The sequence below is a fragment of the Rhizobium mulingense genome (assembly GCF_029194105.1).
In the GTDB taxonomy this organism is placed as follows: domain Bacteria; phylum Pseudomonadota; class Alphaproteobacteria; order Rhizobiales; family Rhizobiaceae; genus Rhizobium; species Rhizobium mulingense.
The window spans coordinates 102,444-121,396 of the sequence record NZ_JARFVE010000006.1 but is presented as its reverse complement, the minus strand read 5'-3'; the positions used below and the strand labels follow the sequence as shown (position 1 = coordinate 121,396).

At 61.8% G+C, this 18,953-nt stretch carries 20 protein-coding genes and 1 tRNA gene; 4 read left to right on the top strand and 17 right to left on the bottom strand.

The annotated features are described in order from the left end of the window. Nucleotides 1-178: 178 nt before the first annotated feature. From PYR71_RS15545 to PYR71_RS15535, 3 genes are all read right to left on the bottom strand, one after another. Nucleotides 179-263: transfer RNA gene (locus tag PYR71_RS15545), tRNA-Leu, on the bottom strand. Nucleotides 264-415: 152 nt separating this feature from the next. Further along, a complete protein-coding gene (locus PYR71_RS15540) occupies nt 416-1,006 on the bottom strand; it encodes a GDYXXLXY domain-containing protein (protein WP_275619979.1) in 591 nt (196 codons plus the stop codon). After that, a complete protein-coding gene (locus PYR71_RS15535; RefSeq protein ID WP_275619978.1) occupies nt 1,003-2,106 on the bottom strand; it encodes a DUF2157 domain-containing protein in 1,104 nt (367 codons plus the stop codon). Before PYR71_RS15535 ends, PYR71_RS15540 begins: the two co-directional genes overlap by 4 nt. Nucleotides 2,107-2,990: 884 nt before the next feature. Between PYR71_RS15535 and PYR71_RS15530 the strand changes: the two genes are divergently transcribed. The 3 genes from PYR71_RS15530 (at nt 2,991) to trmFO (ending at nt 5,113) form a co-directional block, all read left to right on the top strand. Next, nucleotides 2,991-3,137: a DUF1127 domain-containing protein gene (locus tag PYR71_RS15530; RefSeq protein ID WP_004678838.1), complete on the top strand. Its 147-nt coding sequence runs from the start codon at nt 2,991-2,993 to the stop codon at nt 3,135-3,137. A gap of 298 nt (nt 3,138-3,435) precedes the next feature. Further along, entirely contained in the window at nt 3,436-3,579 is a 144-nt protein-coding gene (locus tag PYR71_RS15525) for a DUF1127 domain-containing protein (RefSeq protein WP_183915929.1), read from the top strand. Nucleotides 3,580-3,679: 100 nt separating this feature from the next. Next, a complete protein-coding gene (gene trmFO, locus PYR71_RS15520) occupies nt 3,680-5,113 on the top strand; it encodes a methylenetetrahydrofolate--tRNA-(uracil(54)-C(5))-methyltransferase (FADH(2)-oxidizing) TrmFO (protein WP_275619977.1) in 1,434 nt (477 codons plus the stop codon). A gap of 9 nt (nt 5,114-5,122) precedes the next feature. Here trmFO and PYR71_RS15515 read toward each other — a convergent pair whose 3' ends face one another. From PYR71_RS15515 to yajC, 5 genes are all read right to left on the bottom strand, one after another. After that, nucleotides 5,123-5,590, bottom strand: coding sequence for a hypothetical protein (locus PYR71_RS15515; RefSeq protein WP_010028810.1), 468 nt, complete (start codon nt 5,588-5,590; stop codon nt 5,123-5,125). Nucleotides 5,591-5,661: 71 nt separating this feature from the next. Further along, nucleotides 5,662-6,519 carry a phytoene/squalene synthase family protein gene (locus tag PYR71_RS15510; RefSeq protein WP_275619976.1) on the bottom strand — a complete coding sequence of 286 codons (858 nt, stop codon included), beginning with the start codon at nt 6,517-6,519 and terminating at the stop codon, nt 5,662-5,664. Between the two features lie 2 nt (nt 6,520-6,521). After that, the gene (locus PYR71_RS15505) at nt 6,522-6,908 is read right to left on the bottom strand and encodes an Mth938-like domain-containing protein (RefSeq protein WP_097579095.1); all 387 of its coding nucleotides are present in this window, start codon (nt 6,906-6,908) and stop codon (nt 6,522-6,524) included. A gap of 4 nt (nt 6,909-6,912) precedes the next feature. Continuing rightward, nucleotides 6,913-9,453 (bottom strand): protein translocase subunit SecDF, encoded by a 2,541-nt coding sequence (gene secDF / locus PYR71_RS15500; RefSeq protein WP_275619975.1) that lies wholly within the window; start codon nt 9,451-9,453, stop codon nt 6,913-6,915. 44 nt (nt 9,454-9,497) lie between these two features. Continuing rightward, nucleotides 9,498-9,845: a preprotein translocase subunit YajC gene (yajC, locus tag PYR71_RS15495; RefSeq protein WP_004678848.1), complete on the bottom strand. Its 348-nt coding sequence runs from the start codon at nt 9,843-9,845 to the stop codon at nt 9,498-9,500. Nucleotides 9,846-10,047: 202 nt separating this feature from the next. On the opposite strand from yajC, the gene PYR71_RS15490 reads away from it, so the two are divergent. Beyond that, entirely contained in the window at nt 10,048-10,920 is an 873-nt protein-coding gene (locus PYR71_RS15490; RefSeq protein WP_275619974.1) for an ATP-binding protein, read from the top strand. 57 nt (nt 10,921-10,977) lie between these two features. Here PYR71_RS15490 and PYR71_RS15485 read toward each other — a convergent pair whose 3' ends face one another. The 9 genes from PYR71_RS15485 to PYR71_RS15445 all read right to left on the bottom strand — a co-directional run bounded on the left by PYR71_RS15485 (nt 10,978) and on the right by PYR71_RS15445 (nt 18,948). Further along, nucleotides 10,978-12,567, bottom strand: coding sequence for a peptidoglycan DD-metalloendopeptidase family protein (locus PYR71_RS15485; protein ID WP_275619973.1), 1,590 nt, complete (start codon nt 12,565-12,567; stop codon nt 10,978-10,980). 139 nt (nt 12,568-12,706) lie between these two features. Continuing rightward, nucleotides 12,707-13,360: a protein-L-isoaspartate(D-aspartate) O-methyltransferase gene (locus tag PYR71_RS15480; RefSeq protein WP_275619972.1), complete on the bottom strand. Its 654-nt coding sequence runs from the start codon at nt 13,358-13,360 to the stop codon at nt 12,707-12,709. Next, on the bottom strand, nt 13,357-14,130 hold the full coding sequence (surE, locus tag PYR71_RS15475) for a 5'/3'-nucleotidase SurE (RefSeq protein WP_275619971.1): 774 nt from the start codon (nt 14,128-14,130) through the stop codon (nt 13,357-13,359). Before surE ends, PYR71_RS15480 begins: the two co-directional genes overlap by 4 nt. A 4-nt stretch (nt 14,131-14,134) precedes the next feature. Next, the gene (serS, locus tag PYR71_RS15470; RefSeq protein WP_275619970.1) at nt 14,135-15,418 is read right to left on the bottom strand and encodes a serine--tRNA ligase; all 1,284 of its coding nucleotides are present in this window, start codon (nt 15,416-15,418) and stop codon (nt 14,135-14,137) included. 98 nt (nt 15,419-15,516) lie between these two features. Then, nucleotides 15,517-16,344 (bottom strand): twin-arginine translocase subunit TatC, encoded by an 828-nt coding sequence (tatC, locus tag PYR71_RS15465; protein ID WP_016732894.1) that lies wholly within the window; start codon nt 16,342-16,344, stop codon nt 15,517-15,519. Continuing rightward, complete coding sequence (gene tatB, locus PYR71_RS15460) at nt 16,341-16,967, bottom strand: Sec-independent protein translocase protein TatB (RefSeq protein WP_183915951.1); 627 nt, start codon at nt 16,965-16,967, stop codon at nt 16,341-16,343. Before tatB ends, tatC begins: the two co-directional genes overlap by 4 nt. A gap of 50 nt (nt 16,968-17,017) precedes the next feature. Then, a complete protein-coding gene (locus PYR71_RS15455; RefSeq protein WP_003538990.1) occupies nt 17,018-17,209 on the bottom strand; it encodes a twin-arginine translocase TatA/TatE family subunit in 192 nt (63 codons plus the stop codon). A gap of 180 nt (nt 17,210-17,389) precedes the next feature. Beyond that, entirely contained in the window at nt 17,390-18,094 is a 705-nt protein-coding gene (gene scpB, locus PYR71_RS15450; protein WP_275619969.1) for an SMC-Scp complex subunit ScpB, read from the bottom strand. Next, complete coding sequence (locus PYR71_RS15445; protein ID WP_275619968.1) at nt 18,091-18,948, bottom strand: segregation and condensation protein A; 858 nt, start codon at nt 18,946-18,948, stop codon at nt 18,091-18,093. The genes scpB and PYR71_RS15445 overlap by 4 nt, the downstream gene beginning before the upstream one ends. Between the last annotated feature and the right edge of the window lie 5 nt (nt 18,949-18,953).

The following is an 18,953-nucleotide window of genomic DNA, read 5'->3' as shown; positions in this document are numbered from 1 at the left end:
GCCGTGCCCAGACGCCGTTCGTTTCGATGAGCACGACGCCGGCTGCGTGCCGCGCGTGGCTTTTCCCAATTCCTGTATCATTCCGCCCAAAGCGGAACGGCACTCACTTCCGAGTATTCGGAACAACCTTCGGTCATTCGGGGACAACCAAGTTCTTGGTCTCCCCCTGCAAACAGCCTGGTGCGGGTAGAGAGACTTGAACTCCCACGCCTTGCGGCACCAGAACCTAAATCTGGCGTGTCTACCAATTTCACCATACCCGCGTCCACAGAACCGCATGCCTATGCCTGCGCATGAGGCCTTCCGGAGCGCGGCGTCTCTATATCACCCGATTTGGTCGAGGCAAAGGAAAAATGAACGGCGAATGACAGTGGATTTGCGCCGGAAAAGCGCCCCTGCCCCAAGGCTTGCGGGATCAGTAGAGCGGTTCGTCGTAAACCGGCTTGCCATCGACGAGCAGGCTGCGGATCTGCGCCCTTCCGTCCGCCGAAACGCGCACCGCTATGGCGACGTTGCCATCATTGCGCGCCTCCTCCAGTGGTTTACCCTGACCCTCGGGGACATAATAACGCTCGATGCCGTATTCGACGCGAATGCTGTCGCCCGCAGCCAGTCCGCCACTATAGAATGGCTGGCTGCGCAGGATCACCGTCTCCGGCTGCGGCGGCAGCGCGTGGAAGGACGATTCGCTCACCGTCCAGAAACCGTCCGCCTGCTTCTTCAACCGGACCCACAGCGTGCGTTCGGCCGGCTCAGCCGGAATGCCGCCGGAAACCGTCTGCACCGGCACGGTGGAAATGTCATAGTTCAGGACGACATAATCGCCGCGCAGGAAATCGCGCGGATCGACCGGGGCCGTCTTCAGCAGCACTTCGGCGCCATTACTGAGAATCGAAGCCCGGCTCTGGATGATCGTGCCGAGGATTATAGTCTGCAGGCCGGCGACGATAACCGCCGAAAGCAGGTAGCCCTTTCCGGACTGCAGCCTTGCCATCAACGAGCTCATGCGAGCTCCTCCCGTGCAGTTGCGGAAAAGCGCCGCTCGAGACGGATGACGATCCAAGCGACCAGCGCAACCACGAGACCGGAAAACAGGAAGAGGCTCGACGTGCCGAGGATCGAGCCGACGGTGACGGAAGCGAGATAGAGCATCTCTGCAGCGAAGGCTGTATAGGCGAGGTAACGCACGGCGCCGTTGTTCCTGCCTTGCAGCGCGATCGCCAGCACGGCGGCGGCAAGTGTCGCCAGACCGAGCACCACCAGCCGCCATCCCTGCTCAATCTCGATATGCAGGAGCAGGAAGCCGATTGCTGCGACGAGGAAGCTGTAGAATGCCGGGGCCGCGCCGGCACTCCTGACCAGTGGCGCGATACGGGGATGCGGCAACGCCGTCAGCACGAAAACCGCCATGCCGCCGACGGCGAAGGCAAGCGCCACCGCCATCTCCTCATAAAGCGTGTAGAGCCATGCAAGCCAGCCGATCAGCAGCAAATAGGCGAGATGACGCGCTCGCGCAGCGCCGGTGTAACGCACCAACGCAATGACAATCACCGCCATGACCGGCGCCATCCAGGGATCAACCCCGATCCAATGCGTGTCATGGTTCTCGAGATAAACGGCAAAGGACGCCCAGGAGAGAAAGCCCGCAACGACCACCACCGCGCCCGAACGGAACAGGATCGCGGAGATCGTCGCGATGGCGAACCAGAGATACATCACCGTCTGCTCGTCGCCGGAGAGATGATACATCTGCCCGACCAGCGAAATGGCACCCCCGAAGCTCATCGCGCCGATGACCAGCAGCCCGCCTGCGGCCGCCGCCGCACCGCGAGCGAGCATCAGGGCGGCGGCAATATGCACCGCCCAGATCAGAGCGAGGATGGCGCCGACGCGGATCAGGCGCGGAATGGCTTCCCAATTGGAGGCGATCACCAGCAGAACGGCAGCGGCAAGAAGCACCGCCGCCAGCGCCATCAGCACCCGGCCGAGGCTGAAGCTGGCCGGGCGGCTGTCATATTCGGCGAGAAGCGCGCCGGCCGTTTCCTTTGCCAGCAGACCCTTGCCCACCCAGAGCAAGAGATCCCGCTCCAATCTGCCGCGATACATGCTTCCACCCCTCAGTTCCGCGACGCACGCGCTGCGGCTGCCGTCATTTATAGACGCAGCAGGCAGCTTCGCAAACGCCTCAGCGCTAAATATGCAAATTCCTCATTGGTCTAATTTGGGTCAGATGTTAACCGGACGCTAACGTCGGAACTGCTAATATCAGCATACGAAGGAAGAGGTATGCACCTTCCGCATGTCTCTCATGTAATTATTGCACTGCAAAATGCCAATTAATCATACTATTTACCGACTATCGAAGCACGGGGATGGCGCCCCGGCCCGGCACTGCCGGACGCCCGCGGATTGCTTTGTCCGTGACGAGATTCGCAGCCGCGCACACCTCCTCCCAAGCGCGCTGCGATAGACTGGTGACACTCCTCCTCCCAGTTGCCAGTCACTATAATGCGCCCGCCGGATCCTCCCCCGGCGGGCGTTTTATTTGATGACAACATAATGCGTAGGTTCAACGCGTTAGCACATCCGATACTGGCTGGGCGGTGCCACCGGGAGAGCACCGGATTTTTCTTCGTATTAGCCGTGGTGCCGCATTCGTGATCGCGCCGCTTTGCGGGGCCATCGTAATGATTGATGGCTCGTCGAACCGGCGACGAACCGCGTGTCCAGCGGCACAACCGGCGGGAGCGGGGTTTTTCCTCATCGCAGCCCTTCGCCATTTCAAAGCTCTGGTATTCGCTCAAGTCACTTTGCCTATTCGTTGACCAGACTGCGGTAAGATTGTGTAAAGCATTGCATCTATCGCATAGGTGACCTGAAAACTTGTCTATTTTCGTCCTTCGCGCCGCAACATATATTCCGGTCATCAAATAGAGGTCAGCGCCGATGGGTGGCTGCTGGCAGATCAAACCCTCGGAAAGGGGCTTAATATGAACATCACCCGCTCTTTCAACAATTGGCGCAAGTATCGTCAGACGGTCACCGAACTCGGCCGCATGACCAACCGCGAATTGCATGACCTCGGCATCGACCGTTCGGACATCCATCGCGTCGCCCGCGAAGCTTCTTCGCGTTAATTCAAAGGTTTCTGCTTCCTCCCAAGCAGATCCGCCCATGATTAAAACGCCCGCTGCACCGCAGCGGGCGTTTTCATTTGTGGCGATCGACGGTGGCCGCGGTTGCAGGATCTTCCCGGTTCCTTAGCCCGCTCAAAAAATGTTCACCGCTTAATTCTCGAGCATCATATTGCACATTTGCATGGCAGACGCCTTTTAATTGCACTGCACAATGAGAGGGTTTTCGCCTATATAAACATCAACCGCAGAGAGACAGGCGATCCCGCCGTCCAGCGGAATTTGTTCGAGGAAGATGACAATGAACCCGATCCGCATTGCAAAAAGCTGGCTCAACTACCGCCGTACGCTCAACGAACTCGGCAGCCTGTCGAACCAGACCCTGTCCGACATCGGCGTCAGCCGCTACGACATCCGTAACATCGCATCCCGCTCGTTCCGCTAATCGCGGGCAAACGGGCACGATGCTTCAAGACGGCGCTATTAGGGCGCCGTTTTTGATTCGGGGTGTTGGATCGCACCTACCGACATGATATCAGCCCGGGATGAACACGATCTCCTCTTATTCCCCCATTCATGTCGTCGGCGGTGGGCTTGCCGGTTCGGAAGCCGCCTGGCAAATCGCCAGCTCCGGCATTCCCGTCATTTTGCATGAAATGCGCGGCGTGCGCGGCACGGATGCGCACAAGACCGACGGTCTTGCCGAACTCGTCTGCTCCAATTCCTTCCGTTCCGACGATGCGACCAGCAATGCCGTCGGCGTCATCCATGCCGAGATGCGTATGGCGGGCTCGCTGATCATGGCTGCCGCCGACCGCCACCAGGTGCCGGCCGGCGGCGCGCTGGCCGTCGATCGCGATGGCTTTTCCGAAGCCGTGACCAAGGCGATCCACGACCATCCGCTGATCACCGTCGTGCGCGAGGAAATCACCGGTCTGCCGCCGCGCGACTGGGATCTTGCCATCGTCGCCACCGGACCGCTGACCGCGCCGTCGCTCGCCAGCGCCATCCAGGCGCAGACGGGCGAGGATTCGCTCGCCTTCTTCGACGCCATCGCGCCGATCGTCTACCGCGACAGCATCGACATGGATATCTGCTGGTATCAGTCGCGCTACGACAAGGTCGGCCCCGGCGGCACGGGCAAGGATTACATCAACTGCCCGATGGACGAGGCGCAGTACAATGCCTTCGTCGACGCGTTGATCGCTGGCGACACTGTCGGCTTCAAGGAATGGGAAGGCACTCCCTATTTCGACGGCTGCCTGCCGATCGAAGTGATGGCCGAGCGCGGCCGCGAGACGCTGCGCCACGGGCCGATGAAGCCGATGGGGCTGACGAACGCGCATAATCCGACAGTCAAGGCCTATGCCGTCGTGCAGCTGCGCCAGGACAATGCGCTCGGCACGCTTTACAACATGGTCGGCTTCCAGACGAAGCTGAAATACGGCGCGCAGGCGGAAATCTTCCGGATGATCCCGGGACTGGAAAATGCCGAATTCGCCCGCCTCGGCGGCCTGCATCGCAACACCTACATCAACTCCCCGACCCTGCTCGATCCGTCGCTGACGCTGAAGTCGCGGCCCGGCCTGCGTTTCGCCGGCCAGATCACCGGCTGCGAGGGTTATGTGGAAAGCGCTAGCGTCGGGCTGATGGCAGGGCGTTTTGCCGCCGCCGAACGCAAGGGCGAAGCGATCTTGCTGCCGCCGGCGACGACGGCGCTCGGCTCGCTGCTCGGTCATATCACCGGCGGCCACATCGTCACCGACGAAGAGCCCGGCAAACGCTCGTTCCAGCCGATGAACATCAATTTCGGGCTGTTTCCGGAGCTTGAGCCCGGCTCGATCGTCAAGCCCGAAGGCGTCAAGCGCTTCCGCGGCAAGGATAAGACGATCATGAAACGGCAGTTGATCGCGCGTCGCGCGCTTGCGGACTGCGCCGCCTGGCTCGGCCAGGTACAAGGGTTTGCCGAAAGCGCCTGAGCAGCCGTCCTACTGCTTGTTGGCCGCGGATATATGGCCGGCTGGCAGGTCCTTGTCCGGCTCAGCGATGTAGTTGCCGAGCAGCCACAACGCAACTTCGGAAGCCTCCTTCGGTGAAGCGAACTCGAATTTTCCGTTGTGACCGGGCGCATCGAGAAATTCGATCGCCAACCCCCTGCCTGTCTCCGAGCTTACCACGCGCACACGGCCGGGCTCGATCAGATGGCAGGAGAAATGGCGCGCCATGTTGCGCATCAGCCCGGCCTTGTTGTCGTGGAGGCGCACGAAGATCGCCTGACCGTTTTCGGTCGCCTGCAGCTGGCGGATAGCCTCGTTGGGAAACGCGCGGCCGAACTCGATAATGGCGAGACCGGTGTCGTGCAGGCCGTCTTCCTTGTTTTGCGCAGCCATGCGTGTTGCCACGAAGGCAAAGAAAATGACGATGGCGAAAAGGACGCACCAAACGATAATGCCCACGCCGAGTCTCCGTTCAAAGGGTAGCGGTCAGGACCTTGTAGCGCGCGAGACTTGCGCGAATTTGACCGAAATCAGATTTTACTGCGCGATGCAGCCAGCGCCATTGCGAGCTGGCGGCGCCATTGCGGCGGCTGCAACGGCCGGTTGAACAGCAGGGCGCCCCGCCTCTGCGCCTTGCGGAGCACCGGCTCGGCCAGCGTGACCGGCAGGAAGGCCGGAAAGACGGCGGGCGCAATCGGCCCTGCCCCCCTCGCCTTTGCCAGATGCTCGCGGCCGAGGCCGGCGAAGGCCTCGATGGCGGCGGAGATGCGCGGTCGGTCTTCGCCGGCAAGGAAGGCATCGCGGTCGAGGCCGGTGGCCGAAAGGATTTGCAGCGGAATATAGAGCTGGCCGCGGCGGCGATGCAGCGGCATCAAAAGCAGCAGGCCGGCAATCGCCTGGGCGACGCCGGCATGGCCGGCGGCATCGGCCGATCGTGGGGCTTCCTCCGGCGAAAGCACAAGGCTTGCAAGCTGGATCAGCGCGGAGGCGGTTTCGCCGGCATAACCTTCGAGCGTCAGACGCGTTTCCATCGGGTCGTCATAAAGGTCGAATGTGCGGGCCTCGATCATGTCGACCAGCGTCTTACGCGGCAGGCGATAAATTTCGATTGCCTCCAGAAGCCCTGCGGCGACGGGATTGGCCGCCGTCGAACCATGCGCACTGCCCTCCAGCAGATCGTGCCAATATTGCATGCGCACCTCGCCGGGCAGCGGCTCGTGCACCAGGTCGCGGATGCGGGCAAGCTCGGCATTGAATGCGTAAAGCGCCGCAAGCGCACCGCGCTTGTCCTGCGGCGATAGAAGGCAGGCAAGATAGCGGTCGCGATCATTGTCGCGTAGCATCGCCAGGCAGATATCCTGGTTCGTCGCAATATTCGCGTCAACCATCGTCAGACCGCAATCAAGGCCGCCGCGACGGCGCGCTGCTCGGACAGCATGATATTGAAGGTGCGCACTGCGGCACCCGTGCTCATCGGATCGGAGGAGATGCCGCGCGCCTTCAGCGCTTGCTTCAAATCGTCGGGCAGACGGCGAAGCTCGGTTCCCGTGCCGACGAGCAGAACCTCTATATCGGCGGCCTCCTCCAGCACACGGCGAAAATTTTCAGGCGACAGCGGCTTCGACATGTCCATGTCCCAGCCATGAATGCCGGAGGGCAGGCAAAGAATCGAGCCGCGATGCGACATGTCGGCAAAACGGAAGCCGCCATTGCCGTAAGTATCGATCGGAGCGCGCCCGGGAAAATGCGCGGCGCGGATTTCTATGCCTTTTGCCATGTTTTCAAACCACCGTGCCGGAGTTTATACCGGCATCCGTCTTGTTGCTCTCTTCCCTGTCGGGGCTCTCCGGCCGAAGGCGGAAGACGATCAGCACGGGAGCGGCGATATAGATCGAAGAGAAAGTGCCGAGAGCGACGCCGAAGAGCATCGCAAAGGCGAATGAGCGCATGACGTCGCCGCCGAACAGGTAGAGCGCCAGCAAGGCAAGCAGCGTCGTCGCCGCCGTCAGGACGGTGCGCGACAATGTCTGATTGATCGAGGCATCGATCAGGATCGGCAGCGGCATCCTTGTGTATCGCTTCAGGTTCTCGCGCATCCGGTCATAGACGACGACGGTGTCGTTCAGGGAATAGCCGACAATGGTCAGCACGGCGGCGATACTCGTGAGATTGAATTCGATGCCGGTCAACACGAAAAGCCCCAGCATGATGATGACGTCGTGCAGCGTTGCGACGATGGCGCCGACGGCGAACTGCCACTCGAAGCGGATCCAGATGTAGAGCAGGATTGCCGCGAGCGCGGCAACGACACCAAGCGTCGCCGTCATCGTCAATTCGCCGGAGATGGCCGGGCCGACGACTTCGACGCGACGGAAATCATAATCCGCCTCGAGCTCGCTGCGCACCAGCGTCGCTGCCGATTGCTCGGCATTCTCTCCGCCGCCCTGGGACGCGATGCGGATTCGCGCGTTCGCCGGGCCGCCGGTGCGTTCGACCCCGACCTCGCCAAGATTGAGATCGTTGAGACGCGATCTGAGATCGGTCATGTCGGCATTGCCTTGTTTCGCCGTCACCTCGATGAGCGAGCCGCCGGTGAAGTCGATGCCGAGCTGCAGGCCGACGGTGGCAAAGGCCGCCATGGCGATCAGCGAGATCGCAGCCGACGCCGTGAAGACATAGCGGCGGATGCCCATGAACCGGATATTGGCGTGCTCGAAGAGATGGGTCAGGACGCTTTTCGGCAGGTGCCGGGGATGACGTCGCGCCAGCCACGCGGCGACGATCGAGCGTGTCAGCGTGAATGCCGTGAAGACGGTCGTCAGAATGCCAACCGCCAGCGTCACGGCGAAACCACGAATGGATTCGCTGCCGAGGAAAAAGAGAATGACGGCGGCGATGAAGATCGTGACATTCGCATCGATGATCGTTGCGAAGGCGCGCGAGAAGCCGCGGCCGACCGCCTGCGCAAAGGGGGGGCCGATTTTCTCCTCCTCGCGGATGCGCTCGTAGATCAGCACGTTGGAATCGACCGCCATGCCGACGATGAGCACGATGCCGGCAATGCCAGGCAAGGTCAGCGTCGCGCCGGCAAGGCTCAGCACGGCAATGATCAGTATCAGATTGAAGAAGAGCGAGACGACAGCGACGAGGCCGAGAATCCGATAAAGCGCGATCATCAGTGCTGCGACCAGCAGGACTGCGACGAGGCCGGCCATGAGGCCGGAGAAGATGGAGTCAGCGCCGAAGCTCGGGCTGACGCTGCGTTCCTCGACGCTCGTCAGCGTTGCCGGCAAGGCCCCTGCCCGCAGCATCACCGCCAGGTCGCGGACGCCATCCTCGGAGAAGTTCGCCGATATCCGACCTTCGCCGCCGGTGATCGCTGCATCGATGGCCGGCGCCGACATGACCTGGTCGTCGAAGACGATGGCAAGATGCTTGCCGATGTTCTGCCCCGTCGCCTCAGCCAGCCGCCGCGTGCCTTCCGCATCCAGGCGATAGGTGATCGAGACATCCTGGGTCTGCGGATCGACGACAGGCTGGATGTCGATCATGTTGCTGCCAGTGACGAACGCCGTACGGTCGACGAGATAGGGAATCGGCGGATCGTCCAGCGAATAGAGCACCTGCGATGTCGCCGGCCAGCGGCCGTTCAGCGCCTCCTGCCCCGACATACTCTCGTCAATCAGATGAAAGGAGAGCTTGGCCGGCTGGTTGAGAAGGTTCTTCAGCCGCTCGGCATCGACCGATCCCAGCACCTGCACGGTGATCCGGTCGTCGCCATCGGGACGAACGAGCAAATTCTCATAGCCGAATCCGGCGATGCGGCGGGCGACGATATCAAGCGACCGGGTCCGGGCGGAGGCGACGTCAGCGGTAATGCCGGCGTCGGAAATCTGCAGTGAGAGCTGCCCCTCGCCGCCCTGCTGCAGCGCGAGCCCAGGGGCGGAATCTCCGCCGGTCGTCGTCAGGGATTGCAGACGATCGACCGCTTTCTGCGTCTCGGCAGGATCGGTGATCCGGACAGTAACGGTCCGGTCGTTGCCGGTCAGCCCGGTATAGCGGATGCCGGCGCCGCGCAGCGCGTTGCGCACATTCGCGACCGCCTCTTCCAGGCGGTCCTTGACGATATCGGAACGCTCGACCTTCAGAACGATATGGGAACCGCCCTGCAGATCGAGGCCGAGCATCAGGCGCTCGTTTCGCAGCCAATCCGGCAGAGAGGCACGCTGTGCCTCGCCCACCAGATTGGGCGTAGCGATGACGACGGCCGCAAACGCAACCAGCCAAATCAGAAGTGTTTTCCAGCGGGAAAAATGCAACATTCTCTCGTCGATCTTCCGATCCGGCGGTTTGCCGTTATCGCCTGTTACGCCGCGTCGGCCTTGACAGGTTCACCCTTGACGCGAACTTCCGAAATGCCGCTGCGGACGATGCGGACGCGAACGCCTTCGGCGATCTCGACTTCGACTTCCTTGTCGTCGACGACCTTCGTCACCTTGCCGACGAGACCGCCGCCGGTCACGACCTGGTCGCCGCGACGGATCGCCTTCAGGGTTTCCTCACGCTTCTTGGCCTGGGCGCGCTGCGGACGGATCAGCAGGAAGTACCAGACGACCATCAGCGGCACGAACAGAATGATCATTTCGAAACCGGAGCCGCCGAAACCGGTTGCGGTATCGGTCGCACTCTGGGCGAATGCCGGGGTGATGAACATGCTAAACTCCTCAGGCTTGGCGGCGGAACTCCGCCTCATTTTTCAGGTTGCCGGACTATAGTTGCCGCTTCGATGAATGCAACAGAAACAGCCGGAAACAGTACCGATTCCGCTGCCTCATAACCTTTCCGCCGGCAAAACGCCATGCTACCCGCATCGAAAGATAAAGCGGATTGCCGCAGCAAGAAATCAGGAGCTTGCGATGACCGAGGAAATCAACACTGCCTTGCTTGCCGAGCTGAAGCGGCTCGCGGATGCCGTCCATCGTCTTGCCGGACCGGCACCCGCCGTCAATGACTGGAACGCGGCAGACTGTTTCGTCTGGGCGCCGGTGCGCCAGCATCTGCAGCCCGTTAAGAAACCCAACCGGGTGGCGTTGAAGCTCATCCGCGGCGTCGACCACGTGCGTGATATCCTGCACGAAAATACGGTGCGGTTCGCCGAGGGTTATGCCGCTAACAACGTTTTGCTCTGGGGTGCGCGCGGCATGGGCAAATCGTCGCTGGTCAAAGCCGTGCACGAGGATGTCAGGCGCGAAAGCGGCGTCGCGCTGAAGCTGGTCGAAGTTCACCGCGAGGATATTGCCAGCCTGCCCAACCTGCTCGACCTCCTGAAGGATACGCCCTACCGGGTGATCGTTTTCTGCGACGACCTCTCCTTTGATCACGACGACACCGCCTACAAATCGCTGAAGGCAGCGCTCGACGGCGGCGTCGAAGGACGGCCGGACAACGTGCTCTTCTACGCCACCTCGAACCGGCGCCACCTGCTGCCGCGCCACATGATGGAAAACGAACAGTCGACAGCGATCAATCCGTCCGAAGCCGTCGAGGAGAAGGTTTCGCTGTCCGATCGTTTCGGCCTCTGGCTCGGATTTCATAAATGCAGCCAGGAAGACTATCTCGGCATGGTCGACGGCTATGCCGATTACTTCAAGCTTGGGCTCGCGCGCGACACACTGCATGCCGAGGCGCTGGAATGGGCAACAACGCGCGGTGCTCGCTCGGGCCGCGTCGCCTGGCAATATATTCAGGATCTGGCGGGGCGCATGCGCGTCCATATCGATAGAGTCTGATTAAATAACAAAAGCCCGGCGGTTGGCCGGGCTTTTGCGCTTCCTGGTACGCTCTACCTATTCCAGGAAAGTCATCGGGTTGACCGGGGACGCGTCCTTGCGCACCTCGAAATGGACCTGCGGCTGCTTGACGTCGCCGCTCATGCCGGAGACGGCGACGGTCTGACCGCGCTGGATCTTCTGGCCGCGGGCAACGCTCAGCGTGTCGGCATTGCCATAGACCGTGACGGTACCGTCGTCGTGACGGACGAGGACGGTGTTGCCGAGTTCCTTCAGGCCATTGCCGGCATAGATGACGACGCCGTTTTCGGCGGCCTTGATCGGCGTGCCCTGCGGCACCGAGATATCGATGCCGTCATTGCGGCTGCCGTTGACGTTGGCGCCATAGGCGGCAATGACCTGGCCGCGCACCGGCCAGCGATATTTGCCGATGCCGGTCGATTCCGGCGCGTCGGAGCTGACGTCGGCCTTCTTTTCGACCTCGTCGACGGTCTGGGTGGCGGCCGGCGCCTTATAGGGCGCGGGCTGAACGGAAGCCGTCTGCTGGGCAGACGCCGGATCAGCCGGCTTCGATTCGACCTTTTCAGCCGGGATAGAGGCGGTCTTGATCGTGTCGGTTCTGCCGGTCGGGATCTTCAGGGCCTGGCCGACACGCAGCGAGCTCGCCGAAATATTGTTGGCGGCCTTGAGATCGTCGATATTGGCGCCGGTCGCCTTGGCGATCTTTGCCAGCGAATCGCCCTGCTTGACGACATAGGTGCCGGGAGGCGCCTTCGGATCCTTGCCGGCGCCCGCCGGAAGCTTACCGGCCGGGTCGGCGCTCGCCATCATCTTGTCGCGGGCGGAATTGCCACCTGGGACGACCGCGACCTTCTGTTCCGGCGCCTTGGCCGGCCCCGGCATATTGCCGGGCTTGGAAAGATCGGCTGCCTGCGAAGCTGCCTTGGCGGCATTGCCGCCATTGAAAGTCGGAATCAGGATCGCCTGGCCGGGTTGGGCGGCAGAGGCCGTTTTCAGATTATTGACGCGCAGGATTTCCTTTTCCGGAACGCCGAAACGTCTGGACAGCGTAGCGATGTTTTCGCCCGGACGCAGCGTCACGGAAGGTGCATTCGTCGCCGACCAGCCGGAAACTTTAGGCGTCGTGCTGGTCGTCAGCGAATCGGGCGTCGCCTTGGGTGCTGCCGGCGCGACGAGCCGCGGCTTTTCAGCCTGCGGCGAAGCTGGGAACGGCTGGGCGAGCGCGACTTCCTTTTCCCGCTGCCGGGACGGTGCGGCAGCCGTCGGCGCCGCAAGCTCGGAACGCTGTATCGAGACCGGCGAGGAAGCCAGGCGTGCACTCGATGGACGGATCGGCTCGTAGCCCGGGCTTGCCGGATAGGGCTGGTTCAGCGCATTGTTTCCACCGTAACCGGACTGGCTGGCGACGGCCGCACCGTCGAGATCGGCACGCGGCACCGGATCGCCCTGGACGCCGCCCCTGCGCGGAATGGAACTTGTGGTGATCTGATCCTGGCCGGAGGAGGAAAACAAACCGCCAAACCGTGTCACATCGGAACTGCAGCCCGTTGCGGCACTCGCCAGCAGGCCCACAACCAGAAGATTACCGGCCGACTTACCGAACTTCGGCGAAAGACTGAAACGCATTGACTCGACCCACTGAGAACGCAACCATTTGTGAGTCTATTAAAGCGCGTTAGTATTACCACGCGGTTAAGATGCTGGAATCAGTGCGATATTTTTGAGAAGTTGATAACCATAGCTTACGGGTGAAAAATCGCAGTGCCTACAGCAGCGAGGCAAGACGCGGAACGATCGGCAGATAAGGGGCTTCGAACAGTTCCTCGCGTTCGAAACGACTGCCGGTTTTCGTCAGCCGCACCATGCGACACTCGTTCTCGGAAATCATCAGCGGCGCGATCATCGAGCCGCCGGAAACGAGCTGGTCTGTGTAAAAACGCGGCATGGCATTGAAGGCCGCCGTCACCAGGATACGATCGAACGTGCCCTCACCCTGCATGCCCGCGCTGCCGTCGGCCTGGCGGATGACGACGTTGCGCAGGCCAAGCGATTCCATGCGCCGGTGTGCTGCCGTCGTCAGCGTCTTGTAGCGATCGATCGACAGAACGCGTTCGGCCAAGCGGCCCATGACGGCGGCAGTGAAGCCGCTGCCGGTTCCGATTTCCAGAACGCGCTGTCCCGGTTTGAGCTTGAGGTGATGGAGGATGCGGACGACAAAATCGATGCCTTCGAGAAAGGAACCGCATTCGATCGGAATCGTGCGGCTCGAATAGGCGTCGTCGGCAAATTGCGCCGGCACGAACAGCGAGCGCTGCGTCTGCTCGACCGCCGTCAGCAGATCGAGGTCGGAGATGCCTTCGGCACGCAGTCTGAGGACGAGCGCCGCAAAGCCCTCCTTCTCCGCCAGTCTTGCCGTCAAACCTGTGCTCCGTATCCCAGGGCCCGCGCCACGCGGTCCGTTACGGAATAATCGGTCAGATCCAGTTTCAAAGGCGTTACCGAAATCTTGTTATGATTGAGGGCGTGAATATCGGTGCCTTCGATGAAGGCGCCGGCCCGTTCGCCGAACTTCAACCAGTAATAGGGAAAGCCCCGACCATCGGAGCGGGCATCGACCTGCAGATTGAAGGCGAGCTTGCCCTGCATGGTCACCTCGGCGCCATCGACCTCGTCGGGACGGCAGTTCGGGAAGTTGAGATTAAGGAACGTGCCTTCCGGCAGATCCAGAACCATAAGCTTTTCCAGAAGAGCCGGCGCATGCGTCTCGCAGACCTCCCAGGGCACGATGCGTGCACCGTCCTCGTAGAGATAGGCCTGGCTCAGCGCGAAGGAGCGCACGCCTTGCATGGTGCCCTCGATGGCGCCGGCGATCGTGCCGGAATAAGTCACGTCGTCGGCAACATTCGAGCCCGAATTGACGCCGGAGAGAACGAGGTCGGGCTTGATGTCCATCACCTGCCGGACGCCCATGATGACGCAATCAGTCGGCGTGCCGCGCAAGGCGAAATGCTTGTCGGAGATTTTGCGCAGCCGCAGCGGTTCGGAGAGGCTCAGCGAATGGGCAAGACCGCTCTGGTCCGTCTCGGGCGCCACGATCCAGACATCGTCCGACAGCGTGCGCGCGATCCGCTCCAATGCGGCCAAGCCTTCCGCGTGAATGCCGTCATCATTCGTAAGCAGGATGCGCATCGCCTCAGGCCGCCCGTTCGATCTTGGTCAAGCCGCCCATATAGGGCAGCAAAACGTCCGGAATCGTGACGGAGCCATCCTCGTTCAGATAATTTTCGAGGACGGCGATCAGGCAGCGGCCGACGGCGGTGCCGGAGCCGTTCAGCGTGTGTACGAACTTGTTGATCTTATCGTCCTTGCCGCGGTAGCGCGCATTCATCCGCCGGGCCTGGAAATCGCCGCAGACCGAGCAGGAGGAGATTTCGCGGAAGGCGTTCTGTCCCGGCAGCCAGACTTCCAGATCATAGGTCTTGCGCGAGCCGAAGCCCATGTCGCCGGTGCAAAGCGTCATCGTGCGAAAATGCAGGCCGAGGCGCTTCAAGACCTCCTCCGCGCAGGCGGTCATCCTCTCATGCTCGGCGATCGAACTCTCGGCGTCGGTGATCGAGACGAGTTCGCATTTCCAGAACTGGTGCTGGCGCAGCATGCCCCGCGTGTCGCGGCCGGCCGAGCCTGCCTCCGAGCGGAAGGACGGCGTCAAGGCGGTGAAGCGCAGCGGCAGCTTTTCCTGCTCGAGGATTTCCTCGCGCACGAGATTGGTCAACGTCACTTCAGCCGTCGGAATGAGATAGCGGCCGTCCGTCGTCTTGAAGAGATCCTCTTCGAACTTCGGAAGGCTGCCGGTGCCGAACACCGCTTCAGCCCGAACCATCAGCGGAGAGCTGACTTCGGTATAACCGTGCTCGCGCGTGTGGAGATCGATCATGAACTGGCCAAGGGTCCGCTCGAGCCTGGCGAGCGGCCCTGTGAGAACGGTGAAGCGCGAGCCGGAGAGCTTGGCGGCGCGCTCGAAATCCATATAGCCGAGCGCCTCGCCGATTTCGAAGTGCTCCTTCGGCGTATGGTTCCATCGCGGCTTTTCGCCGACAACGCGGGTAACGACATTGTCATGCTCGTCCTTGCCGACCGGGACATCGTCGAAAGGGACGTTCGGGATGCGCGAGAGGGCGTCATTGAGCTCGGCCGTCAGCTGCCGGTCCTCTTCCTCGACCATCGGCAGCAAAGTCTTCATCTCAGCGACTTCGGCCTTCAGCTTCTCGGCGAGTTCGGCGTTCTTCTGGGACAGCGCCGCACCTATCTCCTTGGAAGCGAGGTTGCGGCGGGACAGCAGGTCCTGCGCCTTCTGCACGGCGGAACGGCGCTTTTCATCGAGGGCGACGAGACTTTGGGCCAGAGGCTCCGCACCGCGCTTGGCAAGGGCGGCATCGAGCGCTTCGGGATTCTCACGGATCCATTTGATATCGAGCATCGTCGTTCCAGTCGTTGCAACAGAAGTGACCCGGCCAAAGCCTGACCGGGCTTCGGACGGGTGAGACGGCGTTCATGAAGGGATTTCCGGATGACCGCTCAGACGCTGTCCGTCTTGGCAACGTCCGCGGATTCGGTGTCCTTTTCGAGCGCCTGCCGGGCACGCTGGCGCTCCACGAGTCGCGCCGCATGGATGGAAATCTCGTAGAGAAGGATCGTCGGCAGTGCAAGACCGATCTGGGACATCGGGTCCGGCGGCGTCAGCACGGCGGCGACGACAAAGGCGAGCACGATGGCGAACTTGCGCTTTTCGGCAAGCCATTGCGACGTCAGCAGGCCGACGCGGGCGAGCAGGGTCGTGATGACGGGCAGTTGGAAGACGAGGCCGAAGGAGAAGACCAGCGTCATGATCAGGCTCAGATATTCCGAGACCTTCGGCATCAGCGAGATCGCCACCTCGTCATGCCCCGGCGCCTGCTGCATCGACAGGAAGAACCACATGACCATCGGCGTGAAGAAGAAATAGACGAGTGCCGCGCCCATCAGAAACAGAACCGGCGACGCGATCAGGAACGGCAGGAAGGCTTGGCGCTCGTTCTTATAAAGGCCGGGCGCCACGAACTTGTAGACCTGCGCGGCAATGATCGGGAACGCGACCACCAGGCCGCCGAACATCGCCACCTTCACCTGCGTGAAGAAGAACTCCTGCGGCGCCGTATAAATCAGCTGGGCCTTCTCGACGTCAAGATGCGCCCACTCCACCGCCGTCTTGTAAGGAATGACCAGATAGTTGAAGAGGTGCTTAGCAAAAAAGAAGCATGCGATGAAGGCGACGAAAAACGCGCCGATCGACCAGATCAGCCGCGTGCGCAGCTCCATCAGATGCTCGATCAGCGGCTGCGGCTTGTCTTCGATATCACCGCTCATGCCTCGTCCTTCTTGTTCTTCTGCACGGACGCTTTCGGTGCTGCGGGCTTTCTGGCAGCCGTCGTGCGCTTCGGCTTTTCCGCAGGCGCGCTTTCCACGGGCGCGGCGATCGCAAAGGCTGCCTTATCTGCGGCCTTGGCGCGCGGCTTGCGCACCGCTTTCGGCTTGGCGGCAACCGCATCGGCCGTAGCGACGGCTGCAGCAACGGGTTCCGGCGTCGGCGCGGGCGCCGGTACCAGCGGCGGCGTTTCCGGCAGGCTCATTGACGGCGTCGGGGCAGAAACTGCAGCCAGCGGCACTTCGGTCTTGTTCTCGGGCGCAGCACTCGCCTTCTGCAGGTCTGCCTTGATCTCGTTGCCCATCTGGCGAAGGGGGTTCATCGCCTCGCGCAGGCTGTTGACCGGATTGAGCTTCTGCGCATCGCTGATCGTCTGGCGGACATCGTCGAGCTCAGCCTCGCGCAACGCTTCGTCGAATTGCGCGCGGAAATCACCTGCTACCTTGCGGGCGCGCTGCGTCATCTTGCCGAAAGCGCGCAGCATCGGCGGCAAATCCTTGGGACCGACAACGACGATCAGCACGACCGCGATGACCAAAAGCTCGGTCCAGCCAATATCGAACATGCAAGGCTCCTGGGCGGAAGCGCGGGGGCTGCGCCTTTTCCCGCACTTGGTTACTTCGTTTCGTCGGCCTTGTGATCGACGGTCTTGGCCGTATCCGGCGCGTCTTCGTCCGTCATGCCCTTCTTGAAGCTTTTGATGCCCTTGGCGACATCGCCCATCAGTTCCGGGATCTTGCCGCGACCGAACAACAACAGCACGATGACCAGAACGATCAACCAGTGCCACATGCTAAAAGAACCCATTACCCTAACTCCCTGTTTCGATGTTCCCTCGATGTAAGAATTTCCCACACCGTTTCCAACATCAAGCCCTTTGAACTGCGCTTAATGTCACGGTATCGCCCCATGTGACAAGCCACAGCCCCCGAAAAATCGTGAGCACCATTGTTTTCGTCATGCGTGGCGAAAGCAAGACGAAGTCCTTCAATCTTCGGAGGTAGAACGCGGGGCGAGCAACCCAAGTTCTTCGAGATCCATCTGGGTAATGGGGTCTTCGTCCTCGCTCAGCTCGTCCTTCATCAATGGCGAGGGAATATTGAAATTCGCCGGAATGCGGCCCGAGAGCAGGCCTGCTCCCTTCAATTCTTCGAGACCGGGAAGATCGCGCAGTTCCTCGAGGCCGAAATGGTCGAGAAAATCACGGGTGGTGCCTAATGTCACCGGCCGGCCCGGCGTGCGCCGGCGGCCGCGAAACCGCACCCAGCCCGCTTCCATCAGCACGTCGAGCGTGCCGCGTGAGGTCTGCACGCCTCGGATATCCTCGATCTCGGCGCGCGTCACCGGCTGGTGATAGGCGATAATCGACAGCACTTCCAGCGCGGCGCGCGACAGCTTCTTCACCTCGTTGTCATCGCGGCGGATGATGAAGGAGAGGTCGGCGGCGGTGCGGAAGGCCCAGGCGCTCTCCACCTGTACGAGATTGACGCCCCGCGGCGCATATTGCTCCTTCAAGCGCAGCATGATCGCGCGAACGTCGGCATCCCTGGGGAGGCGCTCGGCGAGGAAACTTTCGGGCACCGGCTGCGAGGAGGCAAAAACCAGCGCCTCGGCGATGCGCTCGGCCTCGATCTCGGCCTGCAGGTTGCGACCTTCGTTCTCGTAATCCTCTTCGCTCTTCAGATCGATCAAACCGGCCGCTCCTGTTCCACCACCTGCAGCGTCGCATGTTTCGGGCCCCGGCGCATATAGATCGGTTGAAAGGCGCCGTCCTGGCGGATTTCGAGCTTGCCCTCGCGCACCAGCTCCAGCGAGGCGGCGAAGGCGCTGGCGATGGCCGTGACGCGCTCCTCGGGGGCTGCGAGATAACGCAGCAGATAATGCTCCATCGCCGTCCAGTCCCCGACCTCGCCGATCATCTGGGTCAGTAGCTCGCGCGCGTCGGTCAGCGACCAGACATTGCGCCTCTCGATCGTCACCTGGGTGACGGCGTGGCGCTGGCGCAGCGCCGCATAGGCGGTCAGGAGATCATAGAGGCTCGCCGCGTAAGCCGACTGCTGTCGGTCGGGAATATGCTCGGGCGCGCCGCGCGCGAAGATATCGCGGCCGAGGCGGTTGCGGTTGACGAGGCCTTCGGCCGCCTGGCGCATGGCTTCGAGGCGTTTCAGGCGGAAGGCCAGCGTTGCCGCCATCTCCTCGCCCGAGGGCCCATCATCCTTGACCTGTTGGGGAATGAGCAGCCGTGACTTCAAATAGGCAAGCCAGGCCGCCATGACGAGATAATCGGCGGCGAGCTCAATGCGGATCCGGCGGGCGCTTTCGACGAACTGCAGATATTGCTCGGCGAGCGCTAGCACCGAAATGCGCGACAGGTCGACCTTCTGATTGCGGGCGAGATAGAGCAACAGGTCGAGCGGACCTTCGAAGCCGGCGACGTCGATCACCAGCGCCGGCTCGTGGCTGGCGCGCTCGGCGCCGTTATCCTGCCACAGCTTGTCCATCGGCGTTGCCGCCTGCGGACGCTCCGTGCCCTTGACCGTGTTCACCACGC